Origin of the sequence: Streptomyces sp. 15-116A (assembly GCF_025290915.1) — a bacterium.
In the GTDB taxonomy this organism is placed as follows: domain Bacteria; phylum Actinomycetota; class Actinomycetes; order Streptomycetales; family Streptomycetaceae; genus Streptomyces.
Genome location: NZ_JAOCQE010000020.1, coordinates 1 through 18,755 on the forward strand (window position 1 = coordinate 1; position 18,755 = coordinate 18,755).

The following is an 18,755-nucleotide window of genomic DNA, read 5'->3' on the forward strand; positions in this document are numbered from 1 at the left end:
CTCGATCGCGGCCCGCCGCATGGCGTCGGGGTCACTCCGGGGCCCCGGCGCGGCGGCCGTTCCGGGCGGCCAGGCCCCGGACCCTTCCGCGTCCGGCACTCCGGCGGACGCCCCAGGCCCGGATGCCTCGCCCCCGCTCTCCTCCGCCCCCTCGGAGTCCGGAGCGGGCACGGGGTCGTAGCCGCACAGCGCCTCCTCGGCCGCGCCGACGGCCAGGCCGGTGAGCATCACGCGGCCGTCGTCGCAGACCAGCACCGTGCGCGCGGTGATGTTCCGGTGCACCCAGCCGTGCGCGTGCAGCACCCGCAACGCCATCAGCACGTCGGCGGCCACCTCCGCCGCCCGGTACGGCGTCAGCGGCTTCTCGGCGAGCAGCGCGGCCAGCGGACGCGCGCCCACCAGCTCACTGACCACCCACAGCGAACCGCCCTCCGCGAACACGTCGAACACCTGGTCCAGCCGCGGATGATCTGGAATCGCGGCCGCCGCCTGCGCGGCCTCCACCGCCCGCCGCACGACCGGATCCGTGGGCCGTCGCGTGCCCGCCCGCGCAGGCGCTCGCCCGGAACCGCGCCGCGCGCTGCCGTCCCGCGCGGTGAAGCCGTCCGGCAGCCCCTCGGCGTCGAGCACCTCCGCCTCGACGACCTCCGGCAACGGCACCTGCCTGACCAGGACTTCCTGCCCGCTATAGGTGTCGAAGGCGCGGGTCTCGGTCAGTTCGTACTCGTCGGAGGGCGGCAGCGGCAGGCGGTAGCGGTCGGCGAGAACCCGTCCCGCATAGTCGTCCACGTTGCCTCCCCCGGCAGTACGGTCGGTCAATTCCGTTCGCCTCGCGACCCGTTCCGGCTGCGTACGGTCCGCAAGCACTCACGATACGTGCCCGAGGCAACCCGCAAAGAGGGGATTGCCACATCTCACTCCCCAAACCCGGGACGGCTCATGCCCGGGAGCGGCTCAGGACTTGGGCTCGAAGGAGCGCGTCAGCGTCCGCCAGGATTCCCTGCGCTCCTCGTCACCCCACGTGTCCGCCTTCGCCGTGTACATCAGCGCGTAGCCGAGACTTTCGTGGACGACGAACCCCCGGTCCACGGTCCGCCACTTCGTCCCGTCCTCCACATAGGTGAACTCCCAGTCGGCGGCCTTCCACCCCCGGTAGCCCACCTCCTCTATGCGGATCTTCTTGTACTGCGAACGCACCATGTAGCGTTCCTGGTTCTTCCAGTCGGCCACCGGGTCGTCCTTCGGCGTGGAGGTCCAGGCGACCAGCAGCTTCTGCCCGTCGGGTCCGGTGAAGCGGTCCCCCGCCGACCCCGTCGACTGGAACTTCCATCCCTCGGGCAGCCCGATCGAGTACCCCTGGTCCCCCTTGTACGTCTCGTCCGCCGACGTGTCGCCGCCGTCGTCGGCCGAGTCGTCCGCCCCGTCGTCACCGGATCCCGCGTCGCTCTCCGCCGGCCCGGCTCCCGCTCCCGCTCCGGTCGACGCGTCGGCGGAACCGTCCGTACGAGTGCCGTCCTTCTCGTCGCCCTTGGTCTCGGCACTGGGCGACGCGCCTGCCGTCACCCCGGTGCCGTTCTTCGCGGCCTTGCCGCCGTCCTTGTCGTCTCCGCCGAGCGCGATGCCGATCACCACCCCGAGCACGGCGAGCACCACGATCACCGCGATGGCGACCAGCGTCCGCCGCGGCACCACATCGGTGAGCGACGCCCTGGGCGCGGGCCGCGCCGGCAGATCCGGCGGCGCCATCACCGGCCACCCCGAACTCGCGCCCTTGGCAGGAGGCTTCGCCTCCCGCGCGCCCTCGTCCGCCCCGGCTCCGGACTCGCCCCCGGACGCCTGCCCCGTGCCGGACTTCCCAGCAGCCCCGCCCGCACTCGCCCCCGCGGACGCGGCGCTCACCGAGGACGATGCGGCACCCGCCCCCGCACCCGGCGTACCCGCTCCGGCCTCCTCTGCTCCCGCAGCACCGGCGGAACCGTCCGAGCCCGCAGTCCCGGTGGAGCCACCCGAGCCCGAAGTACCGGCAGAACCAGTCGACTTAGCACCGGCAGCGGTCCCAGCCGCCACGGCGGCCGCCTTGCGCACGGACCGCAACGCACCCCGCAGCCGCTCCCCGGCCTCCTCGCCCCGCTTGCCCCCGGACCGCGCCGCCCGCTCCCCGGGCTGCTCCGGCAGCGGAACGACCTTCGTCGCGTCCGCCGGCTCGGCCTCCTTGGGCTCGGGGGCATGGATGACCGCGTTCAGCATGGCCCGCGCACCGGCGTCGTCGAGCCGCTGCTCCGGGTCCTTGGTGAGCAGCCCGTGGATGACGTCCCTGAGCGGCCCCGCGTTCTTCGGCTCCTCGAGCGGCTCGGTCATCACCGCGGTGAGCGTGGCGATGGCTGAGCCCTTGTCGTACGGCGGTGTTCCCTCCACCGCCGCGTACAGCAGCCCGCCGAGCGACCACAGGTCGGCCGCCGGTCCCGGCTTGTGCCCGCGGGCCCGCTCCGGGGAGATGTAGGAGGGCGCGCCGACCAGCATGCCGGTCGAGGTGATGGACGGGTCGCCCTCGACCTGGGCGATGCCGAAGTCGGTGAGCACGACCCGGCCGTCGTCGGCGATGAGCACGTTCGACGGCTTCACGTCACGGTGCAGGATGCCCTGGCGGTGGGCGGACCGCAGCACGTCGAGCACGGCGAGCCCGACCTCCGCGGCACGCCGGGGCTCGAGCAGGCCGTCCTCCCGGATGACCTCGGCGAGCGACTTGCCCTCGACGAGCTCCATCACGATCCAGGGCCGGTCGTCCTCCTGGACCACGTCGAAGACGGTCACGGCGCTGTTGTTGCGGATCCGCGCGATCGCCTTGGCCTCACGCAGCGTTCTTGTGATCAGCCGCCGTTTCTCGTCCTCGTCGATGTTCGACGGGAACCGGAGTTCCTTAACGGCGACCGTCCGCCCCAGGGTCTCGTCCTCGGCTCGCCACACCGTCCCCATGCCGCCGCGGCCGAGGACTTCTCCCAGCCGGTACCGCCCGGCGAGGAGACGTGCGCTCTCGTCCGTACGGGATGTCCCCGCCCGCTCCGCCTCCGACATGCGTCCCCTCATGCAACCCGCCCTGACAGAGCCTTCATTGTCTCTCACCCGACAAGTGGCCGACGCCCAGGGTGCCTCAGGCGCCGCGGCGGCCCGCGCACCCCGTGAACCCGGGTGAAGGACGCGTTCCACCGCCTTGCATGATGGGCCTCCGACAAGGGAGGAACCGGGATGCCGCCGCTTCGGACACTACTGGCCGTTCCTGTGTCCCTAGCCCTGCTCGCCCTCACCCCGACGGCTTCCTCGGCTTCTCCCGCGGACGCGCTGCTCCCCTTGCTGGTCACACGGGGCGGGGCGCCGGGAGCTGCCCTGCTGGCGCGGGAGGAGACCGGCTCGCGCTACGCCCACGCCGGCCAGGGCATGGCACGCGCCGACCACTTCCGCGCCGGCAGCATCACGAAGACCTTCATCGCGACGGTGGTGCTGCAACTGGCCGAAGAGCACCGCCTCTCACTGTCGGACACTGTGGAGGAGCATCTGCCGGGGCTGGTGAGGGGAGCCGGGAACGACGGCCGCGCGCTGACCCTGCGCTCCCTGCTCTCCCACACCAGCGGCCTGCACGACTTCACCGCCGAGACCCACGGTGCGGTCGCCGTGACGCCTCTTCAGGCTCTGCGCATTGCCCTCACCCACCCTCCGGCCGACCGTGGCCGCTTCTCCTACTCGAACACCAACTACGTCCTGCTCGGCCTGGTCGTCGAACAGGTCACCGGCCGCTCCTACGCCGCCGAGGCCGAGCAGCGCATCATCGCTCCACTCCGGCTGACGGGCACCTCCTTCCCGGGCTCCGACACCTCCCTGCCCTCACCGCACGGCCGCGCCTACGCCGCCGACGGGACCGATGTCACCGAGCTCGACCCGCGGGTGGCCGGCGCCGCGGGCGAGCTGGTGACCACGCTCGCCGATCTGGACCGCTTCTACGCGGGCCTGCTGGGCGGTGAACTGCTGCCCCCGCGCCTGCTGCGCGAGATGCTCGACACCCGGGCCGCACGCGGCTCGTACGGCCTGGGTCTGTATCCCGTGAAACTTCCGTGCGGCACCACCGTGTGGGGACACAACGGGCGCATCTCCGGCAGCTACGTGCGCACCGCAGCCACCGTCGACGGCCGGCGTGTCCTCACCTTCCGGGTGAACACGGACGCGATTGCCGATCCCGGTCTCGAACCCGCGGTGCTCGCGGCCGAGTTCTGCCCCCGCACCTCGTAGAACGACCGGGTTCCGAACGAAGATCCCGGTTCGCGACACTCGTTCGAGTGAATGAGGCGACGGCAGCGGGCGACGGCGCCAGCGGCACCACAGCAACCACAGAAACCACAGAAACCACAGAAACCACAGAAACCACAGAAACCACAGCGGTCTACACGGCTACAACCGACTACGTCGACTTCATCCGTCTACAACGGCACGATGTCCGGCGCCCCCAGCCGTGCCGCGTCCGCCGTCAGGTCGTCCGGCTGGCGCTGCGACTCCCGCTCTGCCTCCACCCGCTTCTCGTAATGCTGCACCTCGCGCTCGATCTGGTCCTTGTCCCAGCCCAGCACCGGCGCCATCAGCTCCGCGGTCTCACGGGCGCAGCGCGTGCCCCGGTCGAACGTCTCGATCGAGATGCGGGTGCGCCGGGTCAGCACGTCGTCCAGATGCCGAGCGCCCTCGTGAGAGGCGGCGTAGGTGATCTCGGCGCGCAGATAGTCGTCCGCCGCCTGCAGGGGCTCGCCCAGGGAGGGGTTGGACGCGATGAGGTCCAGGACCTCCTCGGCCATCGCCCCGTACCGGTTCAGCAGGTGCTCCACCCGCACCGTGTGCAGCCCGGTGCGCGCGGCGATGCGCGCACGCGCGTTCCACAGCGCCCGGTACCCCTCGGCTCCCACGAGCGGCGTGTCCTCGGTGACGCAGTCGGCGACGCGCACGTCGAGCCCGTGCACGGCCGCGTCCACCGCGTCCTTGGCCATGACGCGGTAGGTCGTGTACTTGCCGCCGGCGACCACGACGAGGCCGGGCACCGGATGCGCCACGGTGTGCTCGCGCGACAGCTTGCTGGTGGCGTCGGACTCGCCGGCCAGCAGCGGCCGCAGACCGGCGTACACGCCCTCCACGTCGTCCCTCGTGAGCGGGACCGCCAGCACCGAGTTGACGTGTTCCAGCAGGTAATCGATGTCCGCGCTGGACGCGGCCGGGTGGGCCTTGTCGAGGTCCCAGTCGGTGTCGGTGGTCCCGACGATCCAGTGCCGCCCCCAGGGGATGACGAACAGCACGGACTTCTCGGTGCGCAGGATGAGCCCGGTCGTGGAGTGGATGCGGTCCTTGGGGACGACGAGGTGGATGCCCTTGGACGCCCGGACGTGGAACTGGCCGCGTTCGCCGACCATCGCCTGCGTGTCGTCGGTCCACACACCGGTGGCATTGACGATCTGCTTGGCGCGGATCTCGTACTCGCCTCCGCCTTCCACGTCCTGCACCCGGGCGCCGACGACCCGCTCGCCCTCGCGCAGGAATCCGGTCACACGCGCACGGTTGGCGGCCTTCGCGCCGTATGCCGCGGCCGTGCGCACCAGGGTCGCCACGAAGCGGGCGTCGTCCATCTGCGCGTCGTAGTACTGCAGGGCGCCGACCAGCGCGTCCTTCTTCAGGCAGGGCGCCACCCGCAGGGCCTGACGTCGGCTCAGGTGGCGATGCACGGGCAGGCCCCGGCCGTGCCCGCGGGCCATGGACATGGCGTCGTAGAGTGCGACGCCCGACCCCGCGTACAGCCGCTCCCAGCCCTTGTGCTGCAGCGGATACAGGAACGGCACCGGCTTCACCAGATGCGGAGCGAGCCGCTCCAGCAGCAGGCCGCGCTCCTTCAACGCCTCCCGGACGAGGCCGAAGTCGAGCATCTCCAGATAGCGCAGGCCGCCGTGGATCAGCTTGCTGGACCGGCTGGAGGTGCCCGACGCCCAGTCACGTGCCTCGACCAGCCCGGTGGACAGGCCGCGCGTCACGGCGTCGAGCGCGGTGCCCGCACCGACGACGCCGCCGCCCACCACCAGCACGTCCAGTTCGTGCTCGGCCATGGATGCGAGTGACTCGGCGCGCTGCGCCGGCCCCAGTGTCGCTGTCCTCACCGCTGCCTCCCGCTCATCGGTCGCGTCGGCCGCACCCGTCGGGCGAAGCCCGGCCCCTCCCTCATGCCCAAATTCTGACCGGCTTGCCCGACTTCAGCCACCACGCACCCCCAGCCTGTGGACAACCACGCGGAACGACTCACCGAAACTCGGCCGATCAATCCCGCAAATCGGTCATATTTACTCCTAGTCTGACATTGCGCTCGCTCGTTCTGTCCACAGGGCTTGCGCACCTGTCTCACTTCGGCTACTGGGAAGGACGGCCCACGCCATGCCCGCAGATCTCGCCGTCATCGGACTCGGCCCGTACGGCCTGCCCCTGGCCCAGGCCGCCGTCACCTCCGGAATGCCGACCATCGGCTACCGGACCGGCCCCGAGGCGGGCTCCCTCAGCCCCGCCGAGGTGCGCCGCATGCTCGCGCAAGGATTCCGTGTCACCGCCAACCCGGCGGAGCTCGGGCGCGTGCGCACCGCGGTCATCTGCGCGCCGGCCCCGCGCGCCGCGGACGGCGGGCTGGACCTGAGCCAGGTGGAGACGGCGGCCCGCACCCTCGCCGCGCGGCTGCGTCCGCACACCACGGTGATCCTGGAATCCCCCGTGCCGCCCGGCACCACGGAGGGGTTCCTCCGGCGCCTCCTCGAGTCGGAGTCCGGCCTCCGCGCCGGGCGGGATTTCCACCTCGCCTACTCCCCCAGCCGTGTCGACCCCGGCAACCGCGACTTCACCCCGGCCAACACGCCGAAGGTCATCGGCGGCCTCACCCCCGCCTGCACCGAATCGGCCGCGGCCTTCTACGGGCGGCTCACCGACAAGGTGGTACGCGCGCGTGGACCCCGGGAGGCGGAGACGGTCCAGGTCCTGGAGACCAACTTCCGGCAGGTCAACATCGCGCTCGTCAACGAGATGGCCGTCCTCTGCCACGAGATGGGGGTCGACCTGTGGGACGTCATCCGCTGCGCGGAGACGAAACCGTTCGGCTTCCAGGCGTTCCGCCCCGGCCCCGGCGTCGGCGGCCACGCGGTCCCCCAGGACCTGACCGCGCACGCCGGGCGCACCCTGCGCATGGCGGAACTGGCCCAGGAGGTCAACAGCCGCATGCCGCGCTACGTCGTGCAGCGGGCGGCCGCGCTCCTCAACGAGCACGGCAAGTCGGCGCGGGGCGCGCGCGTGCTGCTCCTCGGCGTCACCTACAAGCCCGATCTCGCCGACCAGCAGGGCACTCCGGCTCAGGAGATCGCGGTCCGGCTGATGGAGCTCGGCGCCTCCGTCAGCTACCACGACCCGCACGTCCCGTCCTGGAACGTCCTCGACCGCCCTCTCCCCCGCGCCGACTCCCTCTACGAGGCCGCCGCCGACGCCGACCTGACGATCCTGCTCCAGCAGCACCGCACCTACGACCTCCAGGGCCTCTCGGTGAAGGCACAGCTCCTGCTCGACACCCGGGGAGCCACGCCCACGGGGGCGGCCCACCGGTTGTGAGCAGGGGCGCGCGGAGGCGGTCGTACGAAGGCTGCCACCCACCCGGACACACGAGGAGGCCGGTCACCCCGTCGGGTGACCGGCCTCCGGTGTCTCGCGGGGACTATCGCCGGTGCTGCGAGTCCGCCACCGTGACCTCCACGCGCTGGAACTCCTTCAGCTCGCTGTAGCCGGTGGTGGCCATCGCGCGGCGCAGGGCGCCGAAGAGGTTCATCGAGCCGTCGGGGGTGTGGGACGGGCCGGTGAGGATCTCCTCCAGGGTGCCGACCGTGCCGAGGTCGACCTTCTTGCCGCGCGGCAGCTCCTCGTTGACGGCCTCCATGCCCCAGTGGTGGCCCTTGCCCGGGCCGTCGGTCGCGCGGGCGAGCGGGGAGCCCATCATCACCGCGTCGGCACCGCAGGCGATCGCCTTGGGCAGGTCGCCGGACCAGCCGACGCCGCCGTCCGCGATCACGTGCACGTACCGGCCGCCGGACTCGTCCATGTAGTCACGCCGGGCGGCGGCCACATCGGCGACCGCGGTGGCCATCGGCACCTGGATGCCCAGCACGTTGCGCGTGGTGTGCGCGGCGCCGCCGCCGAAGCCGACCAGGACGCCCGCAGCGCCGGTACGCATCAGGTGCAGCGCCGCGGTGTAGGTGGCGCAGCCGCCGACGATCACCGGGACGTCGAGCTCGTAGATGAACTGCTTCAGGTTCAGCGGCTCGTGCGAACCGGAGACGTGCTCCGCCGAGACGGTCGTACCGCGGATGACGAAGATGTCCACGCCCGCGTCGACGACGGCCTTGGAGAACTGGGCCGTGCGCTGCGGAGAGAGCGCGGCGGCGGTGACCACGCCCGAGTCGCGCACCTCCTTGATGCGCTGCCCGATCAGCTCCTCCTTGATCGGCGCGGCGTAGATCTCCTGGAGGCGGCGGGTGGCCGACTCGGCCGGCAGCTCGGCGATCTCGTCGAGCAGCGGCTGCGGGTCCTCGTAGCGCGTCCACAGGCCCTCGAGGTTCAGCACGCCGAGGCCGCCGAGCTCGCCGATGCGGATCGCGGTGGCCGGCGAGACGACCGAGTCCATGGGGGCGGCCAGGAAGGGCAGCTCGAACCGGTAGGCGTCGATCTGCCAGGCGATCGAGACCTCCTTCGGGTCCCGCGTACGGCGGCTGGGGACGACGGCGATGTCGTCGAAGGCGTACGCCCTGCGGCCGCGCTTGCCGCGCCCGATCTCGATCTCAGTCACGTCTGTGGCCTTTCCCTGATGCGTTGCAGCGTCTTCCAGTATCGCCGACGGGTACGACAGCCACCGCCCCGGACGTACGACAAGGGCGGCCCCTGTGCTCCGGGGCCGCCCTCACGGAAGCCTCACGCGTGCGTGCGCCCTTTCGAGGCTCACGCGCGCGTGCGCGTCACTTGCTGCTGTAGTTCGGCGCCTCGACCGTCATCTGGATGTCGTGCGGGTGGCTCTCCTTGAGGCCCGCCGAGGTGATCCGCACGAAGCGGCCCTTGGACTCCATCTCCTCGATGGTGGCGGCGCCCACGTAACCCATGGTCTGGCGCAGACCACCGACGAGCTGGTGCAGCACGTTGGCCAGCGGGCCGCGGTAGGGCACCTGGCCCTCGACGCCCTCGGGCACGAGCTTGTCGTCGGAGGCGACCTCGGCCTGGAAGTAGCGGTCCTTGGAGTACGACCTGCCCTGGCCGCGCGACTGCATGGCGCCGAGCGAGCCCATGCCGCGGTACGACTTGAACTGCTTGCCGTTGATGAACAGCAGCTCGCCGGGCGACTCCTCGCAGCCCGCGAGCAGGCTGCCCAGCATCACCGTGTCGGCACCGGCGGCGAGCGCCTTGCCGATGTCGCCGGAGTACTGCAGACCGCCGTCGCCGATCACCGGGATGCCCGCCGGACGGGCGGCGAGGGAGGCCTCGTAGATCGCGGTGACCTGCGGGACGCCGATGCCGGCCACCACGCGCGTGGTGCAGATCGAGCCCGGGCCGACACCCACCTTGATGCCGTCGACGCCGGCGTCGATGAGCGCCTGAGCGCCGTCGCGCGTGGCGACGTTGCCGCCGATCACGTCGACCGACACGCTCGACTTGATCTTCGACATCCAGCTGAGCGCGTTGCTGTTGTGGCCGTGCGAGGTGTCGACCACCAGGAAGTCCACACCGGCCTCGGCGAGCGCCTGGGCGCGCTCCAGGGCCTCGGGGCTGGCGCCCACGGCGGCGCCGACCAGCAGGCGGCCCTCGGCGTCCTTGGCGGCGTTCGGGTACTTCTCCGCCTTGACGAAGTCCTTGACGGTGATGAGGCCCTTGAGGACGCCCTCGTCGTCGACCAGCGGCAGCTTCTCGATCTTGTGGCGGCGCAGCAGCTCCATGGCGTCCACGCCGGAGATGCCGACCTTGCCGGTGACCAGCGGCATCGGGGTCATGACCTCGCGCACCTGGCGGCTGCGGTCGCTCTCGAAGGCCATGTCGCGGTTGGTCACGATGCCGAGCAGCTTGCCGGCCGGGTCCGTGACGGGCACGCCGCTGATCCGGAACTTGGCGCACAGCGCGTCCGCCTCGGCGAGCGTGGCCTCCGAGTGCACTGTGATGGGGTCGGTCACCATGCCCGACTCGGACCGCTTCACCAGGTCGACCTGGTTGACCTGGTCCTCGATGGACAGGTTGCGGTGCAGTACACCGACGCCGCCCAGACGGGCCATCGCGATCGCCATGCGCGACTCGGTGACCTTGTCCATGGCGGCGGACAGGAGCGGAATGTTGACCCGGACATTGCGGGAGATGCGGGACGAGGTGTCGACCGCGTTGGGGAGCACCTCGGATGCACCCGGCAGCAGCAGCACGTCGTCGTAGGTCAGCCCGAGTGTCGCGAATTTTCCGGGCACTCCGTCGACGTTGGCAGTCATGACACCTTCCCCAAATGGCCTTGATCGGTGCGGATGTCCATGCTAACGGGAAGCGTGGGTGTCTCATTCCACGGTTTCCCACGGCTCCGGGCTTCGTATGTTCGTACGGAAACGGTCCTGCGCCGGTTCATTCGCCGACGGTGTGATGCCGAAGGCGCGGTGGGGCAGCGGCGGTTACTGCTCCGCCAGGGCACGCAGCCGGCTCAGCGCCCGGTGCTGTGCCACCCGGACGGCGCCGGGTGACATTCCCAACATCTGTCCAGTCTCCTCCGCCGTGAGGCCCACCGCGATGCGCAGCAGGAGCAGCTCGCGCTGGTTCTCGGGCAGGTTGGCGAGGAGTTTCTTGGCCCATTCGGCGTCGCTGCTGAGAAGGGCGCGCTCCTCCGGGCCGAGGGAGTCGTCGGGACGTTCGGGCATCTCGTCGGAGGGCACGGCGGTGGAGCCGGGGTGGCGCATCGCGGCGCGCTGCAGGTCGGCGACCTTGTGGGCGGCGATGGCGAAGACGAACGCCTCGAAGGGGCGCCCGGTGTCCCGGTAGCGGGGCAACGCGAGCAGGACCGCCACACAGACCTCCTGGGCGAGGTCCTCGACGAAGTGCCGGGCGTCACCGGGGAGCCGGGACAGCCGGGTGCGGCAGTAGCGCAGGGCCAGGGGATGCACGTGGGCGAGGAGATCGTGCGTGGCCTGCTCGTCCCCGTCGACAGCGCGGTGGACGAGCGCACCGATCGCCCCTTGGGCAGTGCCCGCCTCGTCGTCGCGCATCGGTCCATGGTGCCCTGCGGACGCGGGGTCCGCGGCACCACGTCCCTTGTTGTGCACCGAAGCGTTATGAGCAGGTGCGCCGGAACTCATCCCCTGCGCCCTCCCCTTCCGCTCGACCGACTCGTCCCCGAGGAACTCCACACCTCAAGGATGCGGCATCCGCGGCGAAACGAGCAGCGGGCATCCGGCGACCACCGCCGAAGCCCTGGTGGGCGGGGCTTTCGGCGCCCTGCACACGGTGTGCGCGATAGGCCCTGGGACCTGTCGTTCGGATCGAGCGGGCTCCGTGACTCCGGGCCCGCACCCGGCCGGGACGCGAACCTCGCCGACAGTGCGGTCCCGCGTGCGGCCAGACCTCGTACGGCGCGGTCACGCGGAGTGGGGCCCTCGTGGAGAGCCCGTGCGACACCACGCCCAGGCGAGTCCCGTTGAGCGCTACCGCGCCGGACGAAGATCCGTACGGCGGACTTGCGCCAAGCCAGACCTCGTACGACCAAGCCCCTACGGCCGCACCACGCCCGGGGAGCACCCGTACGGCGACACCGCACACCCGCAGAAGCACGGGCGGCGGAACCACCTCCGCCGCAGCGCCCCCGTCAGAGGCACTCTCCGCGGTCGGTGGGGCCACGCGCGTGTAGCGCCCGGGCGGGGGCATCCACGTACCCCCGCTCACCGGGAGCCGCTCCACGTCAGCCGCCGCGGCCGGTCCGATCCGAAGGACAGGCCCTAGCGCACCAGACCCCACCGGAATCCGAGCGCCACCGCGTGCGCCCGGTCCGACGCGCCGAGCTTCTTGAAAAGCCGCCTGGCATGGGTCTTGACCGTGTCCTCGGAGAGGAACAGTTCGCGGCCGATCTCCGCGTTGGAGCGGCCGTGGCTCATCCCTTCGAGGACCTGGATCTCACGCGCGGTGAGCGTCGGCGCGGCGCCCATCTCGGCGGAGCGCAGCCGGCGCGGGGCGAGCCGCCAGGTCGGGTCGGCGAGGGCCTGAGTGACCGTGGCGCGCAGCTCCGCGCGGGAGGCGTCCTTGTGCAGATAGCCGCGGGCGCCGGCGGCCACCGCGAGGGCCACGCCGTCGAGGTCCTCGGCGACGGTCAGCATGATGATGCGCGCGCCGGGGTCGGCCGACAGCAGCCGCCGGACGGTCTCCACGCCGCCCAGACCGGGCATGCGTACGTCCATCAGAATCAGGTCCGAGCGGTCGGCGCCCCAGCGGCGGAGGACTTCCTCGCCGTTGGCAGCCGTCGTCACGCGCTCGACGCCGGGCACGGTCGCGACCGCGCGGCGGAGCGCCTCTCGGGCAAGCGGGGAGTCGTCGCAGACGAGGACGGAAGTCATGGCCGCCCTCCGCAGCTGATGCGCGTCACCTTGAGCCTCCAGGCTGGTACGAAATCGTCACCTGTGCGGTCGACCGTCTCGGACGCCTGCCCGAGCGCTTGTTCCTTCAACCGCCTCGCACTCTCAACGACGGTCACTCGAAAGAGTTACGGGGCCGTCTGCCATCTTCGGCACTCTACGTGAGGAGGCGGACACGGTGCAGATACGCGCGGCAGACCCTCAACCTTTCATCACAACCCATGCCCCATTCAGACCCTTTTCTTCCCGTTTGCCAGTGTCTGGAGCTAGATTCGCAATGAGTCATATTTTCATCTCCTTGGATCGTAGTTGTACGGTCGTGGACACCGGATCCGCCCAGAACGGCTACAAGGGGTCACGCAATGGCAGATTTCTCCCGCCTTCCCGGACCGAACGCGGACCTGTGGGACTGGCAGCTCCTGGCTGCGTGCCGCGGGGTGGACAGCTCGCTCTTCTTCCACCCGGAGGGCGAACGGGGCGCCGCTCGAAGCGCTCGCGAGAACTCGGCCAAAGAGGTCTGCATGAGGTGCCCGGTGCGCGCCGAGTGCGCCGCGCACGCCCTGGCGGTACGTGAGCCGTACGGCGTGTGGGGCGGCCTGACCGAGGACGAGCGCGAAGAGCTGATGGGCCGCGCGCGCAACCGCCTGGTGTCGGCATCGGCGTCGACAGCCGGCGAGCACGCGGCTTCGAACACCTGAAGGAACGTTTCTGCGCTTCGGGCACGCACGCGTGCCCTTGTTTTTTCGCTGGAGGTGGTCACAGAGGCGTCGTCACGGGGGTGATCAGAGGACCGTCACGGGAAGTGACCGCAGGACAGTCTCCCGCCCCAGCCGCGACACGGCCGCCGGTGCCGGACCCCGCTACCGGCCGGCCGCCCGCGCCAGCTGATCCAGCGTCGCCGTGACCGCCGGCACCTGGGCGAGGTCGGGGAGGGTCAGCGCGACGATCTCCCGCCGCACGGCGGGTTCCAGGGAGACGGTGCGTACGCCCCTGGGCCGCAGGGACTCGATGGCGAGCTGCGGCAGTACGGCGACGCCGAGGCCGGCGCCCACCAGACCGGCGACCGCGGGATAGTCGTCGGTCGCGAAGTCGATGCGCGGGGTGAAGCCGGCCGACTCGCACACCTCCACCAACTGCCCCCGGCAGCGCGGACAGCCCGCGATCCACGGCTCCTCGGCGAGCTCGCCGATGCCGACGGAAGACGCACGCGCGAGCGCGTGCCGCTCGGGCACGAGCCCGACGAGACGGTCCGTGAGCAGCGGGCGCACCACGAGGTCGTCCCACTCCTCGGCACCGGCCGCCCCCTCGTAGCGGAAGGCGAGCGCCACATCGCAGTCGCCCTCGCGCAGCATCTCGACGGAACGGGGCGGCTCGGCCTCCTCCAGGGAGACCCGGGTGCCGGGATGCGCGTCGCGCAGGGCCGCGAGGGCCGTCGGTACGAGGGTGGAGCTGCCGCTGGGGAAGGAGACCAGCCGGACCCGTCCCGCCCGCAGCCCGGCGATGGCGGCCACCTCCTCCTCGGCGGCGGTGAGGCCCGCGAGGATCCCGGCGGCGTGCCGCACCAGCGCCTCACCGGCCTGGGTGAGCCGCATCTCGCGGCCGCTGCGGATGAGCAGGGGCGTGCCGACGGACGCTTCGAGCGCCTTCATCTGCTGGCTGACGGCGGGCTGGGTGCAGCCCAGTTCGCGGGCCGCGGCGGAGAAGGAGCCGGTGGCGGCCACGGCGCGCAGCACTCGGAGATGACGGGCTTCGATCACACCGCCAAGGATAAGCGCTCCTTTGATGCGACGCCGAATAATGCGTCGACGCTTTGATCGAGGTCGCCTACCGTGCGGCTCATGAAGCTTCTCTCTGTGAACCTCGGGCGCCCGAAGGCCGTGCCGTACACCGACCAGCCCGAGGGCCTGACCGGAATCGACAAGAAGCCGGTGGACGGGCCGGTGCGGGTGGCGGCGCCGGGACCGAAGGGAACGGGCGCGGGCGGGCTGGCCGGGGACGCGGTGTGCGACACGCGGCACCACGGCGGCGACGACCAGGCCGTCTACGCCGTGGCCCGCGAGGATCTCGACGCGTGGGAGCGCGAGCTGGGCCGCCCGCTGGCGAACGGCGCGTTCGGCGAGAACCTCACCACGGAAGGGATCGACGTGTCCGGCGCCCGCATCGGTGAGCGCTGGGGCATCGGCTCCGAGGTCGTGCTGGAGATCACCAGCGGGCGTATCCCCTGCCTGACCTTCCAGGGCCACATCGGCGAGAAGGGCTGGGTGAAGCGCTTCACGCAGCAGGGTGCGCCGGGGGCCTATCTGCGTGTGGTCAGGCCCGGTGAGATACGTGCGGGCGACGAGGTGCGGATCCTGCACCGGCCCGACCACGAGGTGACGGTGGCCCTGCAGTTCCGGGCCGTGACGACCGAGCGGACGCTGCTGCCGCGGCTGCTCGCGGCGGGCGAGGCACTGCACCCGGAGGCGCTGGCGACGGCGCGGACGTGGGTGGAGAAGTACGGCGAGCAGCAGTCGACTTGATGACGCGTCAACCCTGATGCCGGGCGCGTGCCGGGCCTTCAGGGAAGTCGTCCTCGGCCAGTCGCCGCACGGCTCCTAGGGGGAAACCCCCGAGGCCCTGCGGGGGTTGTCTCAGGGGCTGGTCGGGGCAGGTCCCCGATGTCCGGCGGGTCGTGATCCACGACGCTCGAAGCATGACTCGCCACACGTCGCACCACGCGGCACCGGACGGAGGAAACCCGCCCGGTGCCCCACGCCGCGCCTTCCGTTTCAAGCGCCTTGTCATCGTGCTGGGTTCGCTGGTGACCACGGTCGCCGTGGCCGTCGGCGCGCTGTTCGCCTGGCTGTGGACCGACGCGAAGGTGAACACGGTCGGCAAGGAGCCGTTCGACAACGCCCTGGCGATACCGCCCCTGGCCGAGTCGACCGTCGACAAGGACGGTACCCGGGTCTTCGATCTGCGAATGCAGGCGGGAGAGACGGAGTTCCGGGACGGTGTGAAGACGCCGACCTGGGGCTTCAACGGCTCCTATCTGGGCCCGACGCTGCGGGCGGAACGCGGCGAGAAGGTACGGGTGCGGGTCAGCAATGCGCTGGACGAGGCGTCCTCCGTGCACTGGCACGGCATGCATCTGCCGGCCCGGATGGACGGCGGCCCGCACCAGATGATCGCCCCGGGAGCCACCTGGAGCCCGCACTGGACGGTGGACCAGCCGGCGTCCACGCTCTGGTACCACCCGCATCCCCACGGCAGGACCGAGGACCACGTGCGGCGCGGGCTGGCTGGCCTGTTCCTCCTCGACGACGAGACCTCGGCGCGCCTGCCGCTGCCGAAGCGGTACGGCGTCGACGACCTGCCGGTCGTCGTGCAGGACGTCCGCTTCGACGGCGCACGGCTGGCGGGCGACCGCGGGCTGATGCAGAACGTGGGTTTCCTCGGCGACCGGACCATGGTCAACGGCACCCTGCGCCCCTACCGGAAGGTCCACGACGAGCTGATACGGCTGCGGCTGCTCAACGCGTCCACGGCCCGCACCTACGCCTTCGGGTTCCCCGACGACCGCGACTTCTCCCTCATAGGCACGGACGGCGGTCTGCTGGAGCGGCCCGCGGTCATGGACCGCATACAGCTGTCGCCGGGTGAACGCGCCGAGATCGTCGTGCGGATGAAGGCCGGTGAGCGGGTGATGCTCCGCAGCTTCCCGCAGGAGAACTACGGGGGCGCCTGGCAGCGGCGGTTCGGGGGCGGCGACGACACCTTCGACGTACTGGAGTTGCGGGCGGCCGAGCGGCTGCGGCCCTCCCCGGAGGTTCCCGCCTCGCTGGCCGCATCGGAACTGCCGGACGCCGAACAGGCCGTGCGAGGGCGGCACTTCGATCTGAAGCTGTCAGGGATCAATGTCCGGAAGATGGATATGGGGCGCGTCGACGAGACCGTGACACGCGGGACGACGGAGGTGTGGACGATACGCAACTCCAACGGAATGCCGCACAACTTCCATGTGCACGACGTGCAGTTCCGCGTGGTGGAGGTGAACGGAAAGACTCCGCCGCCGGCTCTGCGCGGGCCGAAGGACACGGTGTTCGTCCCGCACGGCACCACGATGAAACTGGCTCTGCGCTTCACCGGGCCGGCCGATCCGGACACGCCGTACATGTACCACTGTCATCTGCTGTATCACGAAGACGAGGGGATGATGGGCCAGTTCGTGGTGGTCGAGAAGGGTCAGTCGGCCGGGAGCCCTCCGGACCATGCGGGTCATTGAGATCACGGAGGTCAGGGAGGTCGTGGGGGCGGGCGGAAGCGTGGGGAGAAGGTGGGCTGAACCGACCGGGGCTCCAGCGCACTCCCGGAAGGGGACCGGCGTGAGCGGACCACTCCGCTCCAGGTAACTACTCTTGCGCCATGACAACGGCTCTGATTACGGGATCGACGGCGGGGATCGGTGCCGCGTTCGCGCGGCGGCTGGCGGCCGACGGACATGACCTGGTGCTGGTGGCCCGCGACACGGGCCGGCTGCGGGAACAGGCGACCGAGCTGCACGACCGGCACGGCATCGAGGCGGAGGTGCTGACCGCCGACCTCGCGGAGGACAGCGGCATCGAGGCGGTGGCCGAGCGGCTCCGCGACCGCAAGAACCCCGTCGACCTGCTGATCAACAACGCCGGTTTCGGCAACAAGGGACGCTATCTGGACGTGCCCATGGCCGACGAGCTGAGAATGCTCAAGGTGCACTGCGAGGCGGTGCTGCGGCTGACGTCGGCGGCGGCGGAGGCGATGCGGGAGCGCGGTCGCGGTGGTGTCGTGAACGTGGCCTCGGTCGCGGCCTTCGTCCCGCGGGGGACGTACGGGGCGTCCAAGGCGTGGGTGGTGCAGTTCACGCAGGGCGCGGCGAAGGATCTGGCGGACAGCGGCGTACGTCTGATGGCGCTGTGCCCCGGGTTCGTGCGCACCGAGTTCCACGACCGGGCCGGGATGGGCACGGACAACATCCCGAAGTGGATGTGGCTGGACGCGGACAAGGTGGTGGCGGCGGCGCTGGCCGATCTGGCCCGGGGCAGGACGGTGTCGATCCCGGACCCGCGCTACAAGACGCTGATGGGTGCGGCGAAGCTGGTGCCGCGGGGCATGCTGGGCGGGATCTCGTCGCGGACGGGCCGGAAGTACGGGCCGCAGTAGGGCCACGGCGTCGGGCTGTGGCCCTGGGGTCCCGGTGGGAAAATGGGTGCTGACAGTACCCGGACCCGGGGGGACCGGAGGCGGGCGGCATGACCTTCGTACAGCTCATCGACTGCAGGACGAACCGGCTCGAGGAGATGGACCGGCTGCTCGATCAGTGGGTCGAGCAGACCAGGGGAAAACGGACGGCGACGCATGCGGTGGTCGGCAGGGACCACTCGGACGCCTCGCACGTCGTGGAGATCGTGGAGTTTCCGTCGTACGAGGAGGCGATGCGCAATTCGGGGCTGCCGGAGACCGACCGGATCTTCCGGGAGATGGTCGCGCTCTGCGAGGAGACGCCGACGTTCACCGATCTGGACGTGGTGCGGGACGCGCAGTTGAACGCGGACTCCGTGCGGCGGTTCTTCGAGGTGCTGGCCGGCGAGGGTGATCTGTCGCCGATGGCCGGTCTGGTCGCGGAGCACTACCACGACCACGATCCCGGCAACGAGCAGGACCTCATCGGCCTGGACCACTTCCGGCGCGAGATGGACGTGTGGCGCAACGGCTTCGACTTCACCATCCGGATCGAGGACCAGATCGCCCAGGGCGACCGGGTGTGCACACGGTGGTCCTGGGAGGCGACGCACAAGGGCGAGTTCCTGGGCATCCCGGCCACCGGCAGGAAGGTCTCCATGACCGGTACGACCATCTTCCGTTTCGACGGCAACGGCAGGATCGCCGAGGGCTGGTGGCAGTACGACCGACTGGGGCTGATGGCACAACTGGGGGCGCTGGAGCCGACGGAGCTGTAAGCGCTGCGGCTCCGGAGTTAAGTCAGGTCCCTCTCCCCCGAGGGGGACCTTCGGCCTGCGACGCCCCGCACGCCTGACTCAAGGGCGTCGAAGGGCCCCACTCGTCGCACCG

15 protein-coding genes are annotated in these 18,755 nt (G+C 71.0%); 7 read left to right on the top strand and 8 right to left on the bottom strand.

The genetic code is table 11. The features are described from left to right. On the bottom strand, positions 1–819 hold an 819-nt coding region (locus tag N4P33_RS06365), incomplete at its 3' end, for a protein kinase (protein WP_260825270.1). Between the two features lie 135 nt (positions 820–954). Then, on the bottom strand, positions 955–3,072 hold the full coding sequence (locus tag N4P33_RS06370; RefSeq protein ID WP_260825272.1) for a serine/threonine-protein kinase: 2,118 nt from the start codon (positions 3,070–3,072) through the stop codon (positions 955–957). Between the two features lie 171 nt (positions 3,073–3,243). Between N4P33_RS06370 and N4P33_RS06375 the strand changes: the two genes are divergently transcribed. Next, positions 3,244–4,278 carry a serine hydrolase gene (locus N4P33_RS06375; protein ID WP_260825273.1) on the top strand — a complete coding sequence of 345 codons (1,035 nt, stop codon included), beginning with the start codon at positions 3,244–3,246 and terminating at the stop codon, positions 4,276–4,278. Between the two features lie 188 nt (positions 4,279–4,466). On the opposite strand, the gene N4P33_RS06380 is transcribed toward N4P33_RS06375, so the two are convergent. After that, entirely contained in the window at positions 4,467–6,173 is a 1,707-nt protein-coding gene (locus tag N4P33_RS06380) for a glycerol-3-phosphate dehydrogenase/oxidase (protein WP_260825275.1), read from the bottom strand. Positions 6,174–6,444: 271 nt separating this feature from the next. Here N4P33_RS06380 and N4P33_RS06385 point away from each other — a divergent pair, with 271 nt between their 5' ends. After that, positions 6,445–7,653, top strand: coding sequence for a nucleotide sugar dehydrogenase (locus tag N4P33_RS06385; protein ID WP_260825276.1), 1,209 nt, complete (start codon positions 6,445–6,447; stop codon positions 7,651–7,653). 103 nt (positions 7,654–7,756) lie between these two features. On the opposite strand, the gene N4P33_RS06390 is transcribed toward N4P33_RS06385, so the two are convergent. The 4 genes from N4P33_RS06390 to N4P33_RS06405 all read right to left on the bottom strand — a co-directional run bounded on the left by N4P33_RS06390 (position 7,757) and on the right by N4P33_RS06405 (position 12,650). Further along, entirely contained in the window at positions 7,757–8,881 is a 1,125-nt protein-coding gene (locus N4P33_RS06390; RefSeq protein ID WP_260825277.1) for a GuaB3 family IMP dehydrogenase-related protein, read from the bottom strand. A gap of 166 nt (positions 8,882–9,047) precedes the next feature. Beyond that, the gene (gene guaB / locus N4P33_RS06395) at positions 9,048–10,550 is read right to left on the bottom strand and encodes an IMP dehydrogenase (RefSeq protein ID WP_260825278.1); all 1,503 of its coding nucleotides are present in this window, start codon (positions 10,548–10,550) and stop codon (positions 9,048–9,050) included. 174 nt (positions 10,551–10,724) lie between these two features. Continuing rightward, entirely contained in the window at positions 10,725–11,312 is a 588-nt protein-coding gene (locus tag N4P33_RS06400) for a sigma-70 family RNA polymerase sigma factor (protein ID WP_260825279.1), read from the bottom strand. Positions 11,313–12,038: 726 nt separating this feature from the next. Beyond that, positions 12,039–12,650 (bottom strand): response regulator transcription factor, encoded by a 612-nt coding sequence (locus N4P33_RS06405; RefSeq protein ID WP_003948568.1) that lies wholly within the window; start codon positions 12,648–12,650, stop codon positions 12,039–12,041. Positions 12,651–13,030: 380 nt separating this feature from the next. Between N4P33_RS06405 and N4P33_RS06410 the strand changes: the two genes are divergently transcribed. Beyond that, positions 13,031–13,366 carry a WhiB family transcriptional regulator gene (locus N4P33_RS06410; RefSeq protein WP_260825280.1) on the top strand — a complete coding sequence of 112 codons (336 nt, stop codon included), beginning with the start codon at positions 13,031–13,033 and terminating at the stop codon, positions 13,364–13,366. 162 nt (positions 13,367–13,528) lie between these two features. On the opposite strand, the gene N4P33_RS06415 is transcribed toward N4P33_RS06410, so the two are convergent. Next, complete coding sequence (locus tag N4P33_RS06415; protein ID WP_260825281.1) at positions 13,529–14,425, bottom strand: LysR family transcriptional regulator; 897 nt, start codon at positions 14,423–14,425, stop codon at positions 13,529–13,531. A gap of 81 nt (positions 14,426–14,506) precedes the next feature. On the opposite strand from N4P33_RS06415, the gene N4P33_RS06420 reads away from it, so the two are divergent. From N4P33_RS06420 to N4P33_RS06435, 4 genes are all read left to right on the top strand, one after another. After that, on the top strand, positions 14,507–15,187 hold the full coding sequence (locus N4P33_RS06420) for an MOSC domain-containing protein (RefSeq protein WP_260825282.1): 681 nt from the start codon (positions 14,507–14,509) through the stop codon (positions 15,185–15,187). Between the two features lie 173 nt (positions 15,188–15,360). Next, complete coding sequence (locus N4P33_RS06425) at positions 15,361–16,932, top strand: multicopper oxidase family protein (RefSeq protein ID WP_260825284.1); 1,572 nt, start codon at positions 15,361–15,363, stop codon at positions 16,930–16,932. Between the two features lie 140 nt (positions 16,933–17,072). Continuing rightward, complete coding sequence (locus N4P33_RS06430) at positions 17,073–17,846, top strand: SDR family oxidoreductase (protein WP_260825285.1); 774 nt, start codon at positions 17,073–17,075, stop codon at positions 17,844–17,846. A gap of 89 nt (positions 17,847–17,935) precedes the next feature. Then, entirely contained in the window at positions 17,936–18,643 is a 708-nt protein-coding gene (locus N4P33_RS06435; RefSeq protein WP_260825286.1) for an ester cyclase, read from the top strand. Positions 18,644–18,755 lie beyond the last annotated feature (112 nt).